The organism is Paenibacillus sp. FSL R5-0623, assembly GCF_037974265.1.
In the GTDB taxonomy this organism is placed as follows: domain Bacteria; phylum Bacillota; class Bacilli; order Paenibacillales; family Paenibacillaceae; genus Paenibacillus.
The window spans coordinates 2,458,140-2,479,126 of record NZ_CP150233.1; the positions used below are offsets into that span (position 1 = coordinate 2,458,140).

Annotated in this window: 18 protein-coding genes; all 18 read left to right on the top strand. The window is 46.1% G+C overall.

What is annotated here, in order from left to right:
• Positions 1-137: 137 nt before the first annotated feature.
• The 18 genes from rpsO to MKY92_RS11375 all read left to right on the top strand — a co-directional run bounded on the left by rpsO (position 138) and on the right by MKY92_RS11375 (position 20,947).
• Positions 138-407, top strand: coding sequence for a 30S ribosomal protein S15 (gene rpsO / locus MKY92_RS11290; protein ID WP_339300714.1), 270 nt, complete (start codon positions 138-140; stop codon positions 405-407).
• A 259-nt stretch (positions 408-666) separates the two neighbouring features.
• Positions 667-2,769 carry a polyribonucleotide nucleotidyltransferase gene (gene pnp, locus MKY92_RS11295; protein WP_339300717.1) on the top strand — a complete coding sequence of 701 codons (2,103 nt, stop codon included), beginning with the start codon at positions 667-669 and terminating at the stop codon, positions 2,767-2,769.
• Positions 2,770-2,944: 175 nt separating this feature from the next.
• Entirely contained in the window at positions 2,945-3,940 is a 996-nt protein-coding gene (locus MKY92_RS11300) for a polysaccharide deacetylase family protein (RefSeq protein ID WP_339300719.1), read from the top strand.
• A gap of 99 nt (positions 3,941-4,039) precedes the next feature.
• On the top strand, positions 4,040-5,323 hold the full coding sequence (locus MKY92_RS11305; protein ID WP_062833834.1) for a pitrilysin family protein: 1,284 nt from the start codon (positions 4,040-4,042) through the stop codon (positions 5,321-5,323).
• Positions 5,283-5,729 carry a dUTP diphosphatase gene (gene dut / locus MKY92_RS11310; RefSeq protein ID WP_339300721.1) on the top strand — a complete coding sequence of 149 codons (447 nt, stop codon included), beginning with the start codon at positions 5,283-5,285 and terminating at the stop codon, positions 5,727-5,729. Before MKY92_RS11305 ends, dut begins: the two co-directional genes overlap by 41 nt.
• Positions 5,730-5,886: 157 nt before the next feature.
• Entirely contained in the window at positions 5,887-6,786 is a 900-nt protein-coding gene (gene dpsA, locus MKY92_RS11315; RefSeq protein WP_076208873.1) for a dipicolinate synthase subunit DpsA, read from the top strand.
• Positions 6,783-7,379 carry a dipicolinate synthase subunit B gene (locus MKY92_RS11320; protein WP_076208872.1) on the top strand — a complete coding sequence of 199 codons (597 nt, stop codon included), beginning with the start codon at positions 6,783-6,785 and terminating at the stop codon, positions 7,377-7,379. Before dpsA ends, MKY92_RS11320 begins: the two co-directional genes overlap by 4 nt.
• A gap of 303 nt (positions 7,380-7,682) precedes the next feature.
• Complete coding sequence (gene dapG / locus MKY92_RS11325) at positions 7,683-8,900, top strand: aspartate kinase (RefSeq protein WP_017689129.1); 1,218 nt, start codon at positions 7,683-7,685, stop codon at positions 8,898-8,900.
• Positions 8,901-8,947: 47 nt separating this feature from the next.
• Positions 8,948-9,826: a 4-hydroxy-tetrahydrodipicolinate synthase gene (dapA, locus tag MKY92_RS11330; protein WP_221824148.1), complete on the top strand. Its 879-nt coding sequence runs from the start codon at positions 8,948-8,950 to the stop codon at positions 9,824-9,826.
• 475 nt (positions 9,827-10,301) lie between these two features.
• Complete coding sequence (locus MKY92_RS11335; protein WP_076208870.1) at positions 10,302-11,981, top strand: ribonuclease J; 1,680 nt, start codon at positions 10,302-10,304, stop codon at positions 11,979-11,981.
• A 292-nt stretch (positions 11,982-12,273) separates the two neighbouring features.
• Positions 12,274-12,975: an ATP-dependent Clp protease proteolytic subunit gene (locus MKY92_RS11340; RefSeq protein WP_339301764.1), complete on the top strand. Its 702-nt coding sequence runs from the start codon at positions 12,274-12,276 to the stop codon at positions 12,973-12,975.
• Positions 12,972-13,202: a YlzJ-like family protein gene (locus tag MKY92_RS11345; protein WP_339300723.1), complete on the top strand. Its 231-nt coding sequence runs from the start codon at positions 12,972-12,974 to the stop codon at positions 13,200-13,202. The genes MKY92_RS11340 and MKY92_RS11345 overlap by 4 nt, the downstream gene beginning before the upstream one ends.
• Positions 13,203-13,292: 90 nt before the next feature.
• Positions 13,293-16,031: a DNA translocase FtsK gene (locus MKY92_RS11350; protein WP_339300725.1), complete on the top strand. Its 2,739-nt coding sequence runs from the start codon at positions 13,293-13,295 to the stop codon at positions 16,029-16,031.
• A 198-nt stretch (positions 16,032-16,229) separates the two neighbouring features.
• The gene (gene sleB / locus MKY92_RS11355; RefSeq protein WP_339300727.1) at positions 16,230-17,057 is read left to right on the top strand and encodes a spore cortex-lytic enzyme; all 828 of its coding nucleotides are present in this window, start codon (positions 16,230-16,232) and stop codon (positions 17,055-17,057) included.
• 126 nt (positions 17,058-17,183) lie between these two features.
• Positions 17,184-18,464, top strand: coding sequence for a pitrilysin family protein (locus MKY92_RS11360; protein WP_339300729.1), 1,281 nt, complete (start codon positions 17,184-17,186; stop codon positions 18,462-18,464).
• Positions 18,465-18,467: 3 nt separating this feature from the next.
• Positions 18,468-19,748: a pitrilysin family protein gene (locus MKY92_RS11365; protein WP_339300730.1), complete on the top strand. Its 1,281-nt coding sequence runs from the start codon at positions 18,468-18,470 to the stop codon at positions 19,746-19,748.
• Position 19,749: 1 nt separating this feature from the next.
• Positions 19,750-20,520: a 3-oxoacyl-ACP reductase FabG gene (fabG, locus tag MKY92_RS11370; RefSeq protein WP_150367656.1), complete on the top strand. Its 771-nt coding sequence runs from the start codon at positions 19,750-19,752 to the stop codon at positions 20,518-20,520.
• A 163-nt stretch (positions 20,521-20,683) separates the two neighbouring features.
• Entirely contained in the window at positions 20,684-20,947 is a 264-nt protein-coding gene (locus MKY92_RS11375) for a DUF3243 domain-containing protein (RefSeq protein WP_076208865.1), read from the top strand.
• Positions 20,948-20,987: the final 40 nt, after the last annotated feature.

Consider the following 20,987-nt stretch of genomic DNA (forward strand, 5'->3'; position numbering starts at 1 on the left):
TTACATTTACTTTAACTAGGCAATTATGATATACTGTACTACGTTGTCGATTAAGACAACATTAACCTTGGCTTGGTTGCTTGCTCTCACCGGCGGTGACGAGGCTAATGGCGATTATATTGAAGGAGGTGAACAGGATGGCATTGACTCAAGAACGTAAACAACAACTGATCGACGAGCACAAAACTCACGAGTCCGATACAGGATCTCCAGAGGTGCAAGTTGCTATCCTTACGGAAAACATCACAAGTTTGACAAACCACTTGCGTACGCATAAGAAAGACCACCACTCACGTCGTGGACTTTTGAAAATGGTAGGTCAACGTCGTAAGCTTTTGGCTTACGTGAAAAACAAAGATGTTAAACGTTACAGCGCACTGATCGAAATACTCGGATTGCGTCGTTAATTATCGTACATGTTTTCAAAATCAACCTGGCTGTTATCCGTCATTCTTTTGTCTAAAAGGACAAGCGGAACTTACAGCCGGGTTGTTTTGTAGATGAACATGTTGCCATATATTTGTAGATGGGGCTCCGTGAGGAGCTTTTGTTGTGCAGGTTAGCATGTTGAAAGATTCATACATAGCTAATGAATGCAGGACAAGCAGGAAATACTGTGAATATGCAGAATCCATTGAATTAGGAACGAATAAAAGGAGGGGTTTCATGGAACAGCGTGTTGAAATGCAGCTTGGTGGAAGAAAGCTTACGCTTGAGACCGGGCGTTTGGCCAAGCAGGCTAATGCTGCCGTTAAGGTAACATACGGGGATACCGTGGTATTGTGTACCGTGACAGCATCAAGTGAGCCGAAAGATCTGGACTTTTTCCCATTAACGGTGAACTATGAAGAAAGATTGTACGCCGTAGGTAAAATCCCGGGAGGATTTATTAAACGTGAAGGCAGACCGAGTGAGAAAGCCATTCTTTCAAGCCGTCTGACAGACCGTCCAATTCGTCCTTTGTTCCCGGAAGGCTTCCGGAATGATGTACAAGTTCTGAATATCGTTATGAGTGTGGATCAGGATTGCGAACCGCAAATCGCTGCAATGATTGGTACATCAGCAGCATTGAGCATTTCGGATGTTCCATTCAGCGGACCGATTGGTGGCGTGAAAGTTGGACGTATTGATGGCGAGTTCATCATTAACCCAACGATTGCACAGCTTGAAGTCAGTGATATTGAACTGGTCGTTGCAGGAACCAAAAATGCCATCATGATGGTTGAGGCCGAAGCAAACGAAGTGCCGGAAGAAGTGATGCTCGAAGCAATCATGTTTGGACATGATGAGATCCAAAATATTATTGCTGTAATCGAACAACTTGTTCAAGTTGCTGGAAAAGAAAAAATGGCTGTTAAGTTGCGTACCGTTAATGCTGAAGTTAACAGCAGTGTGCGTGAATTCGCCAGCGCTCGTCTGGTCGAAGCGGTTAAAATCGCCGAGAAGCATGCTCGTCAAGATGCAATCGATGTAGTGAATGACGAAACCGTTGCTCACTTTGAAGAGAAATATATTGAAAGTCCGGAATTGTTCAAAGACGTGAAGGAAGTTCTGCACGATATCGTCAAAGAAGAAGTGCGCCGTTTGATCACGCATGATAAAGTTCGTCCGGATGGACGTGGACTTGCTGAAATTCGCCCAATTGAATGTGATACATCTCTGCTGCCACGTGCACATGGTACAGGACTGTTTACGCGCGGTCAAACGCAAGCACTTAGCGTTTGTACACTTGGTGCACTGGGTGATGTTCAGATTTTGGACGGAATCAGTCTTGAAGAAACGAAACGATTCATGCATCACTATAACTTCCCACCATTCAGCGTAGGCGAAGCGCGTCCATTGCGTGCTCCAGGTCGTCGCGAAATCGGACATGGTGCTCTGGGTGAGCGCGCTCTTTCCAAAGTGATCCCTTCCGAAACGGATTTCCCGTACACGATTCGTTTGGTATCTGAAGTTCTGGAATCCAACGGTTCTTCATCTCAGGCAAGTATCTGTGCCAGCACTTTGGCTATGATGGATGCAGGTGTTCCAATCAAAGCTCCGGTTGCGGGTGTAGCTATGGGTCTGATCAAAGATGGAGATCATGTATCCATTCTGAGTGATATTCAGGGTATGGAAGATCACCTCGGTGACATGGACTTCAAGGTAGCAGGAACACCAGCAGGTGTAACTGCAATCCAAATGGACATCAAAATTGCTGGTATTAATCGTCAAATTTTGTCTGATGCATTGGCGCAAGCCAAAGAAGGTCGTATGCACATTTTGGGCAAAATGAACGAAATTTTGAAAACTCCACGTGAGCAGTTATCACAATATGCGCCTAAAATTACAACGATGCATATCAATCCGGACAAAATCCGTGATGTTATCGGTGCAGGTGGTAAAATTATCAATAAAATCATCGAAGAAACCGGTGTTAAAATTGATATTGAACAGGATGGACGTGTCTTTATCGCTTCTTCCAACCAGGAGATGAATGATAAAGCTAAATCGATCATCGAAGGAATCGTACGTGAAGTACTGGTCGGCGAGATTTATGTCGGTAAAGTAAAACGTGTTGAGAAATTCGGTGCATTTGTTGAAGTTCTCCCGAACAAAGAAGGTCTGGTACACATCTCACAACTGTCTACAGAACGTGTTGCCAAAGTGGAAGATGTTGTAGCTATTGGTGATTCCATTACGGTAAAAGTAACGGAAATTGACCCACAAGGTCGAATCAACTTGTCCCGTAAAGCAGTTTTGACTGCTGAAGCTCCGGCTCAATCCTAGGATACCGAAGCGACAGGTTATAAATGGATAGATTGAATGAAGAGACAGAATGTGAATTTCTGGCTCTTTTTTTAACGTTTAAATATGTAAAGCAAAGATGAAAACATGGCTTAGCATTCATATTCTTGCCCTTGTCCTCATATGATGGGGACAAAGACGGCGGGAGGATGGAGCTGTGGGAAACCAATCCAAAAAGCTGGCGGCTGTTCTGGCGGGTGTGACTGCGGTCATATTGATCGGACAAGTTGGCAGTGTACGTACATACATTACGGAGATCCGTGATGGGCCAGGTACGCAAAATGCTTTTGACATGTTTAAGGAAGCAACTGGAGAAGATGCGCTGTTGTCTGCGATTCGGGATAAAGCGGCTGAAACGAAAATTGCTCCGGTGAATGCCAGAGTGGATCGGGTATGGAAAGCAATTCCTGGTTATAATGGCATGGAGATTGATGTGGAAGCGACATATCGTAAGGCGCTGAGTGGAACGTTGAATACCAAAATAGCGTATGTCTACCGTCAGATTGAGCCGGAGATTCAGCTTAAAGATTTGGGTGCACATCCGATCTATCGGGGAAATGCAAACAAACCGATGGTTTCTTTTATGATTAATGTTGCCTGGGGGAACGAATACATTAAACCGATGCTGGATACACTCGATGCCGAGAAAGTAAAGGCTACTTTTTTTCTGGATGGAAGTTGGTTAAGCAAAAACGTTGAACTGGCCAAAGAAATTCAGAAGCGTGGACATGAGATGTCCAATCATGCGTATTCTCACCCTAATATGAGTCGATTGAGCGCAGAACGGGCCAAGCTGGAAATTAGCAAAACCCAGGATCTGCTCCATAAAACACTGGGTGTAGAGAATCGTTGGTTTGCTCCGCCTTCCGGTGACTTTAATCAGAAGACCGTTGACATTGCTTCATCCATGGGACTGCAAACCGTGTTATGGACAGTAGATACTGTGGATTGGCGTAAGCCAAGCCCGGATGCCGTTGTTGCTAAAATCGCAAAAAATACCGAGGCAGGCACGTTAATTCTAATGCACCCTACAGCTGCTTCTTCGGGAGCTTTAAAGGGCATGATTCAATCCATACGGGCCAAAGGTCTGGTGCTCGGAACAGTAAGTGAGACGCTCTCTTCGGAACGTGTAGATACCTCTGCGGTTGAGTGAACGTTGTTTTTTTGTTAATATCAAAAAGTTGGAACCAAATGTCGATTTCAATTTCAAGGTTGAGATCAAGGCAATTATAGAGATGTAGGAGGGCCAACCATGAAAAAAATTCAGCTGGGCAATGGCCTCAGAGTTGTCATGGAACAGATACCGACCTGCCGTTCTGTGTCTTTCGGAATATGGGTCAAGACAGGTTCGCGCAATGAGCAACCTGCAAGTAACGGAGTATCACATTTTATTGAACACATGTTGTTCAAAGGAACAGATCGTTATGATGCCAAGGCGATTGCGGAGCAGTTCGATGCGATTGGCGGTAACGTGAATGCGTTCACTTCCAAAGAATACACGTGTTATTATGCTAAAGTGTTGGATGAACATTTGCCGATTGCGGTTGATGTATTGTCTGATATGTTTTTCCGCTCCAAAATGGATGATGGTGAATTGATCAAGGAGAAAAACGTCATTCTGGAAGAAATCTCGATGTATGAAGATACGCCTGATGATATGGTTCATGATCTGATGGCCTTGGCCGCCTATGGTGAGCATCCACTCGCATACCCAATCCTGGGTACGGAAGAACGTCTCAAAGCGATGGATTCCAGTCATCTGCGTGCATATATGAAGGAGCACTACACGATTGAGAACACAGTCATTAGTATCGCGGGTAATATTGATGACAGTGTAATCGATTTGATGGAGAAGCATTTTGGTGCTTTTGATGTAAATGGAGTAACAGAAGCAGTCACGATGCCAGCCTTCCAAAGCGGACAGCTCTTTCATAAAAAGAAAACGGAACAGAATCATATCTGTATTTCGTTCCCGGGCTGTAAAATCGGAGATCCGCTGCAATTCGCTATGGTTGTTCTGAATAACGCCATTGGTGGAGGCATGAGCTCCAGACTGTTCCAGGAAATTCGTGAGAAACGGGGTCTTGCGTACTCCGTGTATTCCTATCATAGCTCTCATGCAGACAGCGGACTTTTCACGATATATGCAGGTACAGCACCAAAACAGACCAAAGAAGTGCTCGATCTGACCAAAGAGGTTCTGCGCGACCTGGCTGTAAACGGCTTGTCCGAAGATGAACTTCGTAAAGGAAAAGAACAGCTGAAAGGCAGCTTGATTCTGAGCTTGGAAAGCACAGGTAGTCGCATGAATCGTCTGGGTAAAAACGAGCTGATGCTGGGCAGACACCATACGCTGGATGAGATGATCACCAAAATTGAGCAAGTTACCATGGACGATATTAACGCGGTACTTGATCTGATGTTTGCTGAGCCTTTTGCACTTGCTATGGTTGGCGCTTCAGATAAGACGATCGCTGGATTAAGAAGGGATGATTTTGTTGCATTACGTTCAAATACAGAAACTGCCGGGCAATGAAGATATTAAACTGCCTCAAAAAATGTCGGAGCTGGCATCCGGCTTTGATGTAGTAGCTGCACTTCAGGAAGATATTGTATTGCAGCCGGGTCAGCGTACGCTGATTCCTACCGGACTTGCGATGGCAATGCCAGCTGGATTGGAAGCACAGATCCGTCCTCGGAGCGGACTGGCTTTCAAACATGGTATTACCTGCCTCAACACACCGGGGACCATTGATGCAGATTATCGCGGAGAAGTTAAAGTGCTGTTGATTAATCTGGGTCAGGAACCGTTCACGATTGTACGGGGAGAGCGCATCGCACAGATCGTCTTCCAGACCGTACCTGTGGTTGAATTGACGGAAGTGAATGAACTTTCTGAAACGGTACGTGGCGAAGGCGGATTTGGCCACACCGGGAAATAAGCAGCGAAAATATACCTATTCTTTAGAGTCGTCCCTGACAGGGGCGGCTCTTTTTTACATTCGAGAAACGGACGGTGGAATGCAATTATTGTTTTCACCCCCCTGTGGGCCCCTGCATACGATAAGGCATACATGTGGTGAAAGGAGTGACGTCCCGATGCTGACCGGAGTCCGGATTGTAGTCCTGGGCGGAGATGCGCGGCAGCTTGAAGTCATTCAAAAGTGCGCTGAGCTGGATGCAACGGTAAGTGTGGTGGGTTTCGATAAAATAGAGCGTTCCATTCCAGGGATCGAGCACCAGGAACTGGAGGATGAAGTGTTTGCTTCTGCAGATGTACTGGTACTGCCTGTCGTCGGTTGCGATGACCAGGGAAAAGTAAGTACTTCATTCAGTGACACACCGATCTATTTGAAAAAGGAACATATTGCAGCATTACCAGAGCATTGTATTGTGTTCACAGGTATGGCAAAGCCGTTCCTGCGCGAACTTTGTCTTGAAAATGGGCTGCGACTTGTTGAAGTACTTGATCGTGATGATATTGCACTTTACAACTCTATTCCAACAGCTGAGGGAGCCATCGCCATAGCTATTCGGGAGACGGACTTCACAATCCATGGTTCGGAATGCATTGTGCTTGGCATTGGTCGAACAGGATTCACAATGGCCAAAACATTGCAGGGACTTGGAGCAAATGTACGGGTGGGAATCAGGCGGGAAGAGGATGCTGCCCGCGCTACAATAATGGGCTGGAAGCCTTTCATGACAACGGATTTGGCCGCTCAAACCGGGGAAGTTGACTTGCTTTTTAATACGATACCGACTATGATAATCACAGCACAAATCCTGTCCAGAATGCCGCAAAAGGCTGTCATTATCGACCTCGCATCCGCTCCTGGCGGCTGTGATTTCAGGTATGCTGACAAACGCGGTATCAAAGCGCTACTTGCGCCTGGCCTCCCCGGCATTGTTGCTCCCAAAACGGCTGGCGGCATTATTGCCGACGCGTTGATCCGTTTGCTTTTGGAAGAACAGAACGCACGGGAGGTTAAATCATGAACTGGCAGGGAAAAACGGTAGGTTATGCAATTACGGGTTCTCATTGTACGTTTGAAGAGGTTATGCCGGTAATTAGCCGCTTCGTAGCTGAAGGTGCCAACGTCATTCCGATTATTTCGAATTCGGTTCTGACGACGGATACACGCTTTGGTACGGCGCAAAATTGGCAAAAACAGTTGAAAGATATAACAGGTAATGATATCATTTCTACAATTGTTGAAGCGGAGCCATTAGGGCCTTCCAAGCTGCTTGATGTGCTGGTGATTGCTCCATGCACAGGGAATACAACAAGCAAGCTGGCTAATGCGATGACCGACAGTCCAGTGCTAATGGCCGCCAAAGCACAGATGCGCAATCAGCGTCCGCTTGTGCTCGCGATTTCCACGAATGACGGTCTGGGCTTGAATGCTGCGAATATCGCCAAATTGCTCGTGGCCAAATATTTGTATTTTGTGCCATTTGGGCAGGACGATCCAATGAAAAAACCAAACTCGTTAGTCGCCAAAATGGAATTGATTCCAGAGGCTTGCTGGAGTGCTCTTGAGGGCAAACAGTTGCAGCCGATGATTGTGGAGCGTTCTTCACAGGCTTGATGGAACAATGATTCGGTGACAACGTTTATGCGCTTGGAGAAATGAAGGGGTTCGAGAGACAAAGAAAATCATGGGGGACGATATGCTGGATTGAACAGCTACTATGTCCACGTTCCTGTATATAAGGCATTCCTGCTTGCGGGCAGTACAGGTTAAGCAAGCGGGAGAGGTCTATTGTGAATGTATGCGTCATGACCTCGTATAAAATGCTGAAATTATCGCATCAGAACGCTCCCTAGAGTGATCCATTTGTTGATTTGACCCGTGTCCAGTCTTCTTGCGTACACAAATGGAGGAATAAAGATGCGTATCATGGTACAGAAATTCGGAGGCACGTCTCTCTCCACTGTTCAGGCGAGAGAGCATGTGCTCCGTCACGTTAAACGTGAACTTGAAGCAGGATTGAGTCTGGTCATCGTTGTGTCTGCGATGGGCCGCCGCGGCGAGCCATATGCGACTGATACATTGCTGGACTGGGCTGCACAGAACGGAAACGCACTATCCGCACGCGAAAAGGATTTACTGCTGTGCTGTGGTGAAATCATATCGGCGACAACGTTGAGCAGTTTACTCGAACATGAAGGCATTCCAACTACAGTGCTGACCGGCGCACAAGCAGGTTTTGTGACGGACGACAATTTCGGGAATGCCCGGATATTGGATGTCCGTCCTGTTCGTGTGTTGGAGCAGCTTCAGCTCGGCCGTGTCGTTGTTGTAACCGGATTCCAGGGGCAGACAGAGAACGGAGACTTCACGACACTGGGTCGTGGGGGAAGTGATACGTCTGCTACAGCTCTCGGTGCAGCATTACGTGCTGAAATGGTGGATATCTACACAGATGTGAACGGGATACTTACCGCTGATCCGCGAATTGTTGAGGATGCACGTCCACTGACTGTTGTGAGTTATGCAGAGATCTGTAACATGGCCCACCACGGGGCCAAGGTAATCCATCCACGTGCGGTTGAGATTGCGATGCAATCCCAAATTCCAGTGCGGGTAAGATCTACTTTTGCAGACACGGAAGGAACGCTGGTTACGCATCCGGAAGGATTTCAGGATGTGCAGACAGGCATTGTTGACCGTTATGTAACAGGCATCGCCTACGTGAGCAATGTAACGCAAATTACGGTGGATGTGCCTGGTGGTGCAGATCGATTGCAACTAAAAGTGTTCAAAACCATGGCAGAGAATTCAATCAGTGTTGATTTTATTAATGTTACCCCCTCGGGAGTTGTCTATACGGTTTTTGACAGTGATTCCGAGAAAGCCATACAGGTATTGCAGGAGATAGGTCTCAAGCCACAAAGCCTGTCCGGTTGTGCCAAAGTGTCCGTCATTGGCGGAGGCATTAATGGTGTACCTGGAATTATGGCTCGAATCGTGGAGTCCTTGACACTGGCAGACATTCAGATCCTGCAATCGGCAGATTCGAATACAACGATCTGGGTACTCGTAAAAAAAGAAGATATGGTTCAGGCCCTGAGGGCACTTCACGCCTCATTCGAACTTCATTTGTAAATAACTGAAGTTAGAGGAGCCAAACCTGTTTTGAAGGAGGAATCGAATTGGACTTTGGAAGATTGATTACAGCAATGGTCACTCCGTTCAATGAACAAGGAGAGATTCATTGGGAGGAAACGGCACGTCTAATCGACTATCTGATTGCAGATCAAAAGTCGGAGACGCTTGTGGTTTCTGGAACAACAGGGGAGTCTCCAACACTTAGTGATACTGAGAAAGTTCAATTATTCGAATTTGCAGTGAAACATGCGGCCGGTCGGTGCAAAATTATAGCCGGAACGGGAAGCAATAACACGGCACATTCCATCCATTTGACACAGGAAGCTGAACGTGCCGGAGTGGATGGCATATTGTTGGTTGTTCCGTATTACAACAAACCTAGCCAAGAAGGTTTGTTCAAACATTTTGAAGCGATTGCAGGCTCTACCAAGCTGCCAATTATGCTCTACAACGTGCCTGGGCGTACTGTAACCAGCCTGTCAGCAGCGACAACACTTCGTCTTGCGCAGATACCTAATATCGTCGCTACGAAGGAATGTGCGTCTATGGAGCAGGTTACGCTGATTGCAGCAAGTGCTCCAGAGAATTTCAGAGTCTATTCCGGTGATGATGCTTCAGGCTTACCAGCCATTGCGGTTGGAGCACATGGAATTGTCAGTGTGGCCAGTCATGTCGTAGGGGCAGAAATGAAGAAAATGATTGACGCCTTCTATGGCGGAGCACCTCTTGAGGCTGCTCAGATTCATCAGCAGTTGTTCCCAGTGTTCAAAGGCCTGTTTGAGTGTCCACAGCCTCTACCAAACCCGGTAGCGGTGAAATATGCGCTGACATTGCGTGGTCTAGACGTTGGTTCTGTACGGTTGCCCCTTATTCCGCCAACGGAAGAGGAGCAGGTTTATATCAAAGGTTTGCTTAATTTGTAATCATTTTGGCTGTATATGGACTATTTTATTAATCATGGGAATATCCTTCAGATCAGCAAAAGAACCGCTCCTCTTCGTAGAGGCTGCGGTTCTTTTTTTACGAGTAATGTGAGGTTTCTTTTCGAATGCTAAGGGGAAACCTACAGGTTAACGAGAGAGTGACTTGTTTTTTTTGTTTTTAATCATGTATAATGATGTCAAGTGACTGGGTGCGGTATTTTTTTGAAATTGAAAGCGACATCGTTTCGTGGTGTAGCTTTGCGGTGAAAAAGGAAGGAACGGCTAAGAGGGAATTTCAAATCCAACTTGTTGGTCAAAGGGAATAACTTCGAAGAACTTCTTCCAAATATCGTGAATAAAGGTGTTCTTTTGCATTCATCCCGATAGGTGGGTATGTGATGTATGGACTACTTTTCTTAACTTACAATAAATAATAAGGTACGACGTCCAACTACCATAGGAGGTTTAGATTCATTTGTCTAAGAAAAATAATAACGATAAACTGATGATTTTTGCTTTGGGCGGCGTAGGCGAGATTGGTAAAAATATGTACGTCATCCAATACGCCAACGACATTGTAGTCGTAGATGCTGGTCTTAAATTCCCGGAAGAAGATATGCTTGGTATTGATATTGTCATCCCTGACATTTCTTACCTGACTGAGAACCGTGATAAAGTAAGAGGAATTATCCTTACTCACGGACATGAGGATCACATTGGTGGTCTGCCATATGTTCTCAAACATCTGAATGTTCCTGTATACGGAACAAGACTTACGCTTGGACTTGTAGAAAACAAGTTGAAAGAAGCGAATCTGCTGGGTGAAACAAAACGTATTCTGATTGATGCTGATTCCGAGATCCAACTTGGATCTGTTCTGAAAGCATCGTTCTTCGCTACTAACCATAGTATTCCGGATTCTGTTGGTGTATGTGTCGAAACACCGGAAGGTGCAGTTGTTCACACAGGTGACTTCAAATTCGACCATACTCCAGTCAATGGTCAATATGCAGATCTTCAGCGTATGGCACAGATCGGAACAAATGGCGTGTTAGCGCTGTTGTCCGACAGTACAAACGCTGAGAAACCTGGATTCACACCATCGGAGAAAAATGTGGGTATCGTTCTGGAAGATATCTTCCGTAAAGCGAGTCAACGTGTTGTTGTAGCGACATTTGCTTCCAACGTACACCGTATCCAACAGGTGATCAATGCAGCAGAAGTGACTGGACGTAAAGTTGCAGTTATCGGACGCAGCATGGTGAATGTGGTTGGTATTGCTTCAGAACTGGGTTATCTTGAGATTCCGGATGGCATGATCATTGAACCTGAAGAAGTAGGCAAGATGGCAGCCGATCGTGTCGTAATTCTCTGCACAGGAAGTCAAGGAGAGCCAATGTCAGCACTGACACGTATGGCTCGTTCTACACACCGTAAAGTGGACATCCTGCCAGGTGATACCGTTATTATCGCAGCAACACCAGTTCCAGGTAATGAAAAATATGTAGGCCGTACGATTGATGAACTGTTCCGTCTGGGTGCTAACGTGCATTACAGCGGTGCTAACAGTGGCGTCCACGTATCTGGTCATGGTAGCCAGGAAGAGCTGAAACTGATGCTCAACCTGATGAAACCGAAATTCTTCTTGCCAATTCACGGTGAATTCCGTATGCAGCGTCGCCACGCGGTTCTTGCTGAATCTGTAGGGGTAGAACCTGAGAACATTTTCATCACGGATATCGGTGAAGTGATTGAAATTCAAGGTGGAGCAGCACGTAGAGCGGGTAAAGTTACTGCAGGTAATGTGTTGATCGACGGCTTGGGTGTAGGCGATGTGGGTAACATTGTACTTCGTGACCGCAAATTGTTGTCACAAGATGGTATCCTTGTTGTTGTGGTAACACTGAGCAAACAGGATGGAAAAATTGTTTCCGGTCCTGACATCATATCTCGCGGATTTGTGTATGTACGTGAATCGGAAGGACTACTGGATGAGGCCAACCGGATCGTTAGCAGCACATTGCAGAAGTTGATGAGTGAGAACGTTAACGAGTGGGCTTCACTCAAAACGAATGTTAAAGATGCACTGGGACGCTTCCTGTATGAGCAAACTCGTCGTAGACCGATGATTTTGCCAATCATTATGGAAGTTTAAAATAAGCTAAACAAAAACATATATTCAGGCACACAGTCGCCCCTTCTCTACGAGTAATATTGGACGGTTCCTCGTAGAGAAGGGGCTTTTTTGCGTTTTCAGGAAGATCTGCACTAGCGTCAATATGTGAAGCAATTTGATGTAGCGGGTATAAGGCGGTTGGAAAAATCCCCATACTAAGGAAATACATTAAATGTTTCTGGAGAAGGGGATTATTGAAATGAATGAACGTATGAATGACAAACAGGCGTCAAGATCCAATCAACCGGAAGTTGAAGCGCCGGAGATTCCGATGCAGGAGGAAAAGGCCATCTCTCCCGTGACAGAGACTATTCAGCAATTTGGGCAGACACAGTCGCCTGCAGGGGAATCGAATATTTTCTGTATGACCATTATTGGACAGGTCGAAGGGCATTTGATTTTGCCGCCACAAAATAAAACAACAAAGTATGAGCATATCATTCCACAGCTGGTGGCTGCGGAACAGAATCAGCGTATTGAAGGTATACTGATCATTTTGAACACGGTAGGTGGAGATGTAGAGGCGGGTCTGGCCATTGCAGAGATGATTGCTTCTCTAAGCAAACCTACGGTTACTGTGGTCATTGGAGGCGGGCATAGTATTGGAGTACCGATTGCTGTAGCTTCAACATATTCCCTGATTGCCGGAAGTGCAACGATGACGATCCATCCGATTCGGATGAACGGCCTTGTCATTGGTGTACCTCAAACGTTTGAGTATATGGAGAAAATGCAGGAGCGGGTTGTTCGGTTCGTGACTTCGCATTCGAATATCTCTGAAGAGATGTTCAAAGAACTGATGTTTAAGACCGGTGAGTTAAATCGGGATATCGGTACAGCTGTAGGAAGCGCAGATGCAGTGAAATATGGATTGATGGATGCGGTAGGCGGAATTGGACAAGCCATTGCTCAGTTAAATCAGCTCATAGGAGACAAGAGACAGACTCTGCAAGCGGGAGGTTATACCCAATGACATTATATACCGTGATGCCCCCGGAACAACTCTGGTCGGGAATGTGGAAAGAGGGAGAAGATACAAAGGAGATCAAGATGAATGGTTTATTAATGCAGGTGAGACCTGTTAATGACAATGAAGCCGTTATTGTACGTTTGCTGGATTGTCCACTTGAAGCCTATCTGAATCCTGCTAATATGCCCGGTTCGACCATTCCGCTTTCGGGTAACTTGGGACCAGCATAACGCGACGAATTCAGACAAATTGAGCAGAAAAAGAACATATGTACGGATTATATTTGTATGGTATAATATTCTTCTGGGGGTGACCTGATTTTGGCCAGAAGAAAAAAGAGGAAAAAAAAGGGCGCTGGTTTTAGCGGCGTTTTAAAATATGAAATTTACGGGATTGTGCTTATTACCCTTGCTGTCATAGCATTATCGGGTGAAGCCACCGTTGGACGTTCGCTTTCCAAGATGTTCGGACTGATGCTTGGTAAGTTTTATTTTGCGATTCCACTTGTTGGTATTTATTATGGTCTCATGGTGATGATTCACCGGAAATGGCCGAGTGGCTGGACGACACGCAAAACAGGACTGGTATTGCTGGTCTTTGCCTTGACCTTGATGAGTACTGTCTCTGCAATGCACCAGAAGCTCATTCCGGTTGGTGCGCTTGAGCCTGGTGCTGTGATTACGCAGGTACATAATGATATGCAAACCGAGTTGCTAACCCCTGCTGCGCCAGGGGAGAGGGACTCCATGCTTAACAAGGATATCAGCGGTGGTTATCTCGGAGCTGGGCAATTTGCTCTTTTCCTGTGGTTGTTCGGCAGCCTTGGGGCGAGACTCATCATGATTGTCATGTTTATCATCAGTTTTATGCTGATTACAAATCTATCTTATGTGGATCTGATTCGAATATTCCGAACCAAGATCTGGGATGCCGGGAGTTCGATGTACAAGAAGCTGGAGTCGAGGCCCTCTGCACGTTCTGCTTCAGCATCTGATGGAAGGAAGAAAGGTAACGCTCGTAAAGTGGTGCCTGTTCCTGTTGAAGATGACGAAGACGAGTATGAGGATGAATTAGAGGAACAGCATCTGCCAAAACGAAAAGCGCCAATATTCTTCCAACTTTTCGGAAAATGGGGAGCTAAACGGGAACAGGCGATATCAGGACGTGAAATGGATGAGGTCGAATCGGCAGAAACAGAACAGATTGTTTACCGCGCCGAACAAGATCACAATCTAGAGGCGTGGCAGGATGCAACCGAAGACGTAGTGAACAAATCAGGTTCATCACGTGTTCCTGTTCAGGCTAAACCTAACTCAGCGCCGATCATTCGAGACTTTTTCGAGCATGTCAGAGCAGAAGAGGCAAGCATTGAAGATGATCTGGACGATGCTTATCCTTTCCCGGATAATCTGGTCGATCCGAACGTAGTACAACAGGGCGAGCATGCCATTAAAATAACGGATGAACTGGTAGAGACAGAGTGGTCTGCATCCGATGCGGGTACAAACGGGATGAATGCTGTGGATGACATTCAGAGTGGAGAAGAAGTACCTGACGATGCCATGCAGGGAACAGTTACTCCAACTCCTGAAGGGCAGGACACACCACCGGTGAAACCACCACCGCCACCTCCTAAGCCGTACAAGCTGCCATCATTCCGCCTCCTTGCCAAGCCAAACAATGGGGGCAAGGCGGGTGACCAGAAGGATTATATGCAGACAGCACGCAAGCTGGAAGCTACACTGGAGAGTTTTGGTGTTCGCGCCAAAGTGCTTGAAGTGGTCCGGGGCCCGGCCGTTACAAGGTATGAAATTCAGCCTGATATTGGTGTTAAGGTCAGCAGGATTGTCAGTCTAACTGACGATATCGCATTAGCTCTGGCAGCAAAGGATATACGGATGGAAGCACCGATTCCCGGAAAGTCTGCTATAGGAATCGAAGTACCTAATGGCGAGGTATCGGTTGTAACGATGCGTGAGGTAATGGAGACGGCTACGTTCCAGGATGCAGAATCCAAAGTGACCATTGCATTTGGCCGAGATATCTCGGGACAGACAATCATTGGTAACTTGGCTCGTATGCCCCATTTGCTGGTCGCAGGTGCTACAGGTTCCGGTAAATCGGTGTGTATTAACGGGATTATTACCAGCATATTGTACAAAGCCAAGCCGGATGAAGTGAAGTTCCTGATGGTCGATCCCAAGATGGTTGAGTTGAACGTATATAACGGAATTCCACATCTGATGGCGCCAGTAGTAACTGATCCTAAACGAGCGTCACTTGCTCTCAAAAAGATTGTGGTTGAGATGGAGAAACGATATGAACTGTTCTCCAAATCAGGCACGCGTAATGTCGAGGGTTACAATAATCTGATGAAAGATAATCCTGCGGCTGTTCTGCCTTATATCGTTGTCATTGTGGATGAGCTTGCAGATCTCATGATGGTTGCAGCCGGAGATGTTGAAGATGCGATTGCGCGGCTTGCCCAGATGGCTCGTGCAGCCGGAATCCATCTGATTATTGCCACACAACGTCCATCTGTTGACGTTATTACCGGGGTAATTAAGGCTAACATTCCGTCGCGGATTGCCTTCGGCGTATCCTCCCAAGTCGATTCCCGAACGATTCTGGATATGGGTGGGGCCGAGAAACTGTTGGGTCGCGGAGACATGTTATTCATGCCAATGGGTGCATCGAAACCGGTTCGTGTACAAGGTGCTTTTATGAGTGATGAAGAAGTGGAAAATATTGTTAATTATGTACGTGGTCAAGGTGAGGCACAGTATGATGAGTCCCTTGTACCTGAGGTGGACGACTCTATTCAGGCTGAAGATGAAGTACAGGACGATTTATACGAAAAGGCAGTACAGATTATTTTGGAGGCAAAACAAGCTTCAGTCTCCCTGTTACAACGTCGTATGCGGGTTGGTTACACACGTGCAGCGCGTTTAATTGACTCCATGGAAGCCCGGGGTGTAATCGGTCCTTACGAGGGCAGCAAACCAAGGGAAGTACTGGTTTCACTTGAACAGTATCAGCAGAATAAAATAAGCTCGTAGTGTAACATGTAACATGGATACAACGAATCGTTTAAGCCTTCAACCTTATTGGTTGAGGGCTTTTTGCTTGCTCTGCAGACTGAAGTTTTGCCATCTACTCCAAAGATCGGATGATTTGGTGCATAGGAAACAAGCAGGCTTGTCATAATAACCTTAGCGATTCTGTTAATCCCACAAGAGAAAGGTAGAGCACAGTCGATGCGAAAAATGAACCTATGGCTTTTCACTGCTATTTTGCTGATATCCGCATTGGGAATTCGTTATTTGCTTCCTGGGAATACAGCAACTGAAAGTTCAGCCGAGCGTACACCGCAGATAGAAGAGAAGGCCTTGCCTACGTTTAGCAGCAATACAGTGAAATATGGAAGTTACGGTCAGGATGTATATGAGCTTCAGGGACGTCTGAAGTACCTGGGATTTTACAATGGTAAAATCGACAGTAATTTTGGCAGCAGCACGCTGAAATCCGTCAAATGGTTTCAATCCGAGTTTGGCATGAAGGTAGATGGTGTGGTTGGAGCTGAGACCAAGCTTAAGTTGTACAATGCGTCAACCAAATGGTCGCCAACAGAGCCGCCGCTACACAAGGAATCCTCAGGTGGGGGTGGAGGCGGCAACAATACGGCAGATAAAGAGCAAGATAATATGGGATCTGCCAATGCCCTTGGTCTCTCAGAGAATGAACTCAAGATTATGGCTAACGCTGTATATGGTGAAGCCCGGGGTGAACCCTTTGAAGGTCAAGTCGCAGTAGCAGCAGTAATTCTGAATCGCGTAAATTCACCAAGTTTTCCAAGTACGCCTTCTGGTGTAATTTTTCAACCAGGTGCATTTACGGCTGTAGCGGACGGACAGATCTATCTGGAACCAAACGCACAAGCCAAAAAGGCAGTTGAGCAGGCCCTGAATGGATGGGATCCGTCCGGTGGATGTCTCTATTATTTTAACCCGAAGACAGCAACATCCAAATGGATCTGGACCCGCCCGCAAGTGAAAACAATCGGACAGCATATCTTTTGTATGTGATGATGTTGGAAGCAACCAGAAGGCGTGACTTCGGTTGCTTCTTGCCTTTTGAATGGGTTAAAATGGTTGTTACGTTTAGCATAATACGATTGCATGATAAATGACGCCGTAAAGGGGTTTTGACATTTGAATACATCAGGATTCGAACGAGGTAACAAGAGAGAGTTTCGTATACATGTGCTTCCGACTAAACGTTTCAAAACGTTTGCTATATCGCTATATGCAGGAGTTCCCTTACGGGAAGATACAGTAACCAAAGTAGCGCTGACACCTTTTGTTCTGCGACGCGGCACGGAATCCTATCCGGAAACAACGCAATTTCGTGAGCAACTGGAGCATCTGTATGGAGCAGGTTTTGGTTTTGATGTCTATAAACGCGGGGATTATCAGATTGTACAGTTCCGAATGGATACCATTAATGATTCCTTTGTTGGTGGGGATGAGCAGTTACTGGATCGTTCATTTTCCTTCCTTGGAGAGGTTCTTACACGACCTGCACAGGAGAATGGACATTTCAGGACGTCTTATGTACAAGCAGAGCGAGAGACTGTTCGTAAAAAGCTGGAGTCCATCGTGAATGATAAAATGCGCTATGCCGCTGAACGCAGTATTGAGGAAATGTGCAAGAACGAGCCGTACCGTCTTCACCCACTGGGTGAGCGAAAGGATCTGCCCGGAATTGAGCCTGACACACTGACTGCGTCTTATCAGGAGTGGCTGCAGCAGGCGAGTATGGATCTGTACGTGGTAGGGGATACGACACTGGAGGAGGTCGAGAACCTTGTTCAGCGTCATTTCAATGTAGATCGAACGTCCTCCTCTGATTATCAGACACAGGCAGCGATTCGAGGAGATAAGGAAGTTGAGACCGTTGTGGAGCGACTGAATGTGAGTCAGGGAAAACTCAATATGGGACTCCGTACATCTATCACTTATGGAGATCCTCAGTATGCCGCAGCACTAATGTACAACGGGATTCTCGGTGGGTATCCTCATTCCAAACTGTTTGTTAATGTTCGTGAAAAAGAAAGCCTGGCGTATTACGCTTCTTCGCGATATGACGGACATAAGGGCATTGCCACGATTCAATCCGGAATTGAAATCCCTAATTATGAGAAAGCTGTCACCATCATCAAGCAGCAGCTGGAAGAAATGAAAAGCGGTACAATCAGTGATCTGGAAATGTCCCAGACCAAAGCAATGATCCGTAACCTGCTTAAGGAGATGCAGGATTCTGCTTTTGAGATGATCGCTTATGATTTCAATCGACAGTTGTCTGGCAAAGAGAGAACGGCTGAAGAACTGTTGGCTCAGGTAGAACATATTAGCAAGGAAGATGTTCGTGAGGCGGCAGAACAATTCCGTCTGGATACGATTTATTTCTTGCGGGACGAGAAGGAGGAATAATCGGTGGAGAGCATTCGGTATGAGCATTTGCAGGAGACACTATATTACGAAGTAATGGATAACGGACTGCATGTCTATATTTTGCCTAAACCGGGATTCCAGAAAACGTATGCTACGTTTGCAACCAAGTATGGATCGGTGGATAATCATTTTCAGGTTGAAGGACAGGAAGAAGTAAAGGTCCCGGATGGGATTGCTCATTTCCTGGAGCATAAAATGTTTGAAGAACCAACAGGTGATATTTTTGCAACATTTGCGTCTCATGGTGCTTCAGCTAACGCATTTACGAGCTTTGATCAGACGGTTTATTTGTTTTCAGCGACCGAATATGTGAATGAAAATATACAAACATTAGTCGACTTTGTGCAAAATCCTTACTTCACGGATCAGAACGTGGAAAAGGAAAAAGGCATTATTGGACAGGAAATTGACATGTATGCTGATAATCCAGATTGGCGTGTTTATTTTGGATTGATTGAGGCCATGTATCAGAAACATCCGGTGCATATCGATATTGCAGGAACGGTGGAATCCATCCGTACAATCACCAAAGAGATGTTATATGAGTGTTATAACACCTTCTATCACCCGAGTAACATGCTCTTGTTTGTGGTGGGTGGTGTAGATCCGCAGGAAGTTATTGATATGGTTCGATCGAACCAGGAGCAGAAGGATTATAAGCCACAGGGGAGTATTCAACGTTTCTTCGAACCGGAGCCTGTGCAGGTAGGCGAAGCTAGACGGGAAGCAAAACTGGCTGTTTCACTGCCCAAATGTCTGTTTGGATTCAAGGAGACGGACGTTGGAATTACCGGAGAACAATTGTTACGGCGAGATATGACCACACAGCTGATGATGGATCTTTTGTTTGGCTCAAGCACACGATTATTTCAGAAGCTTTACGATGAAGATCTGATCTCGGACAGCTTTGGACATGAGTATAACAGTTCACCGCAATATGCGTTTTCAGCCATTGGTGGGGATACCAAAGACCCGGATCAACTGCTCGCGCGTATACGTGAAGAAGTGGATGCCATTGTAGAAAAAGGGTTCGAATCTACGGATTTTGAACGTGCACGCAAAAAGAAAATAGGCGGATATTTGCGTATGCTCAATTCTCCGGAGAACATTGCGCATGAATTTACACGTCAGCAATTCCGTGGCGGTGATTTTTTCAATATGCTCCCGCTCTATGAATCGATTACACTGGAAAATGTAAATCTCAGACTGAGAGAGCATATTCGCTGGGATCAACTGGCTGTATCGCTAGTCGTGAGTCCTTGATATGGAGAGGGGAACAGGACAATTGAAGGCAATCGGGGAAATGACTGTACTGGTAACTGGCGCAAGCGGTGGCATTGGAGCGGCGATCGCAGAACGCTTCGCCAGAGTGGGAATGAATGTTGTTATACACTATATGAAATCGCATGAAGCAGCCAATGAAGCTGCCAGACGGTGTATGGAACAGGGGAATGGAAAAATCATGACCGTGTCTGCGGATCTTCGCAGCCGGGAACAGATTGAACGCATGCGTGAGAAGCTCGAGTCGCATAATCTCATGCCAGATATCCTTGTGAACAATGCAGGAATCTCGCACTATGGGATGTTGTCTGATGTTACAGAGGAGATCTGGGATGAAGTGATGGCGATTAATCTCAAAGGCACGTTTATGTGTACACAGGAAATGATGCCTCACATGATCTCTCAAAGGTATGGCCGAATCATTAATGTATCGTCGATCTGGGGACTGTCTGGTGCTTCTTGTGAGGTGCTGTATTCCACAACCAAGGGTGGGGTGAATGCATTCACCAAAGCACTTGCGAAAGAACTCGCACCTTCCGGAGTAACCGTAAATGCCGTTGCTCCTGGCGCCGTTCAGACATCCATGCTGAACCATCTGGATCAGAGTGAACTGAAGATGCTGGAAGAGGAAATTCCGGCAGGAAGACTTGCTCAACCTGATGAAATTTCATCACTGGTTTATTTTCTGGCCCTCCCTGAATCGGGTTATATCAATGGGCAGATTATCAGTCCAAATGGCGGTTGGTTAACGTAAAATAGCAAGAAAACTTGATTGGCTGTGAACGAAACAGGTGAAGGTTGCTGAGAAGCAGCCGTCTTCCGGATTATTTTCAAAATGTTCGTATATAAAATGCCTCGAAAGCACATATTACAACTGTTGATTTTAAATCTCATGCGTCATCTAAGGAGGATTTATCATGTCAACAGAAAAAACAGTGCTCTCCAGTTTTGACACATGGAAGAAGTTCCTGGGTGACCGCGTACTGCAAGCAGAGAAGATGGGGATGAGTGAAGAAACCATCAACAAACTTGCGTATGAAATCGGCGACTTCCTTGATGAGAAAGTCGATCCGGCGAACCATTCCAACCGGGCATTGAAAGAGTTATGGGATGTCGGCGATGCAGATGAGCGTCGTACGATTGCGACCCTGATGGTCAAATTGGCCAAACAAAACGCATAAGATTACAGATGAAGAGCTCCCGCATGGGGGCTTTTCTCTA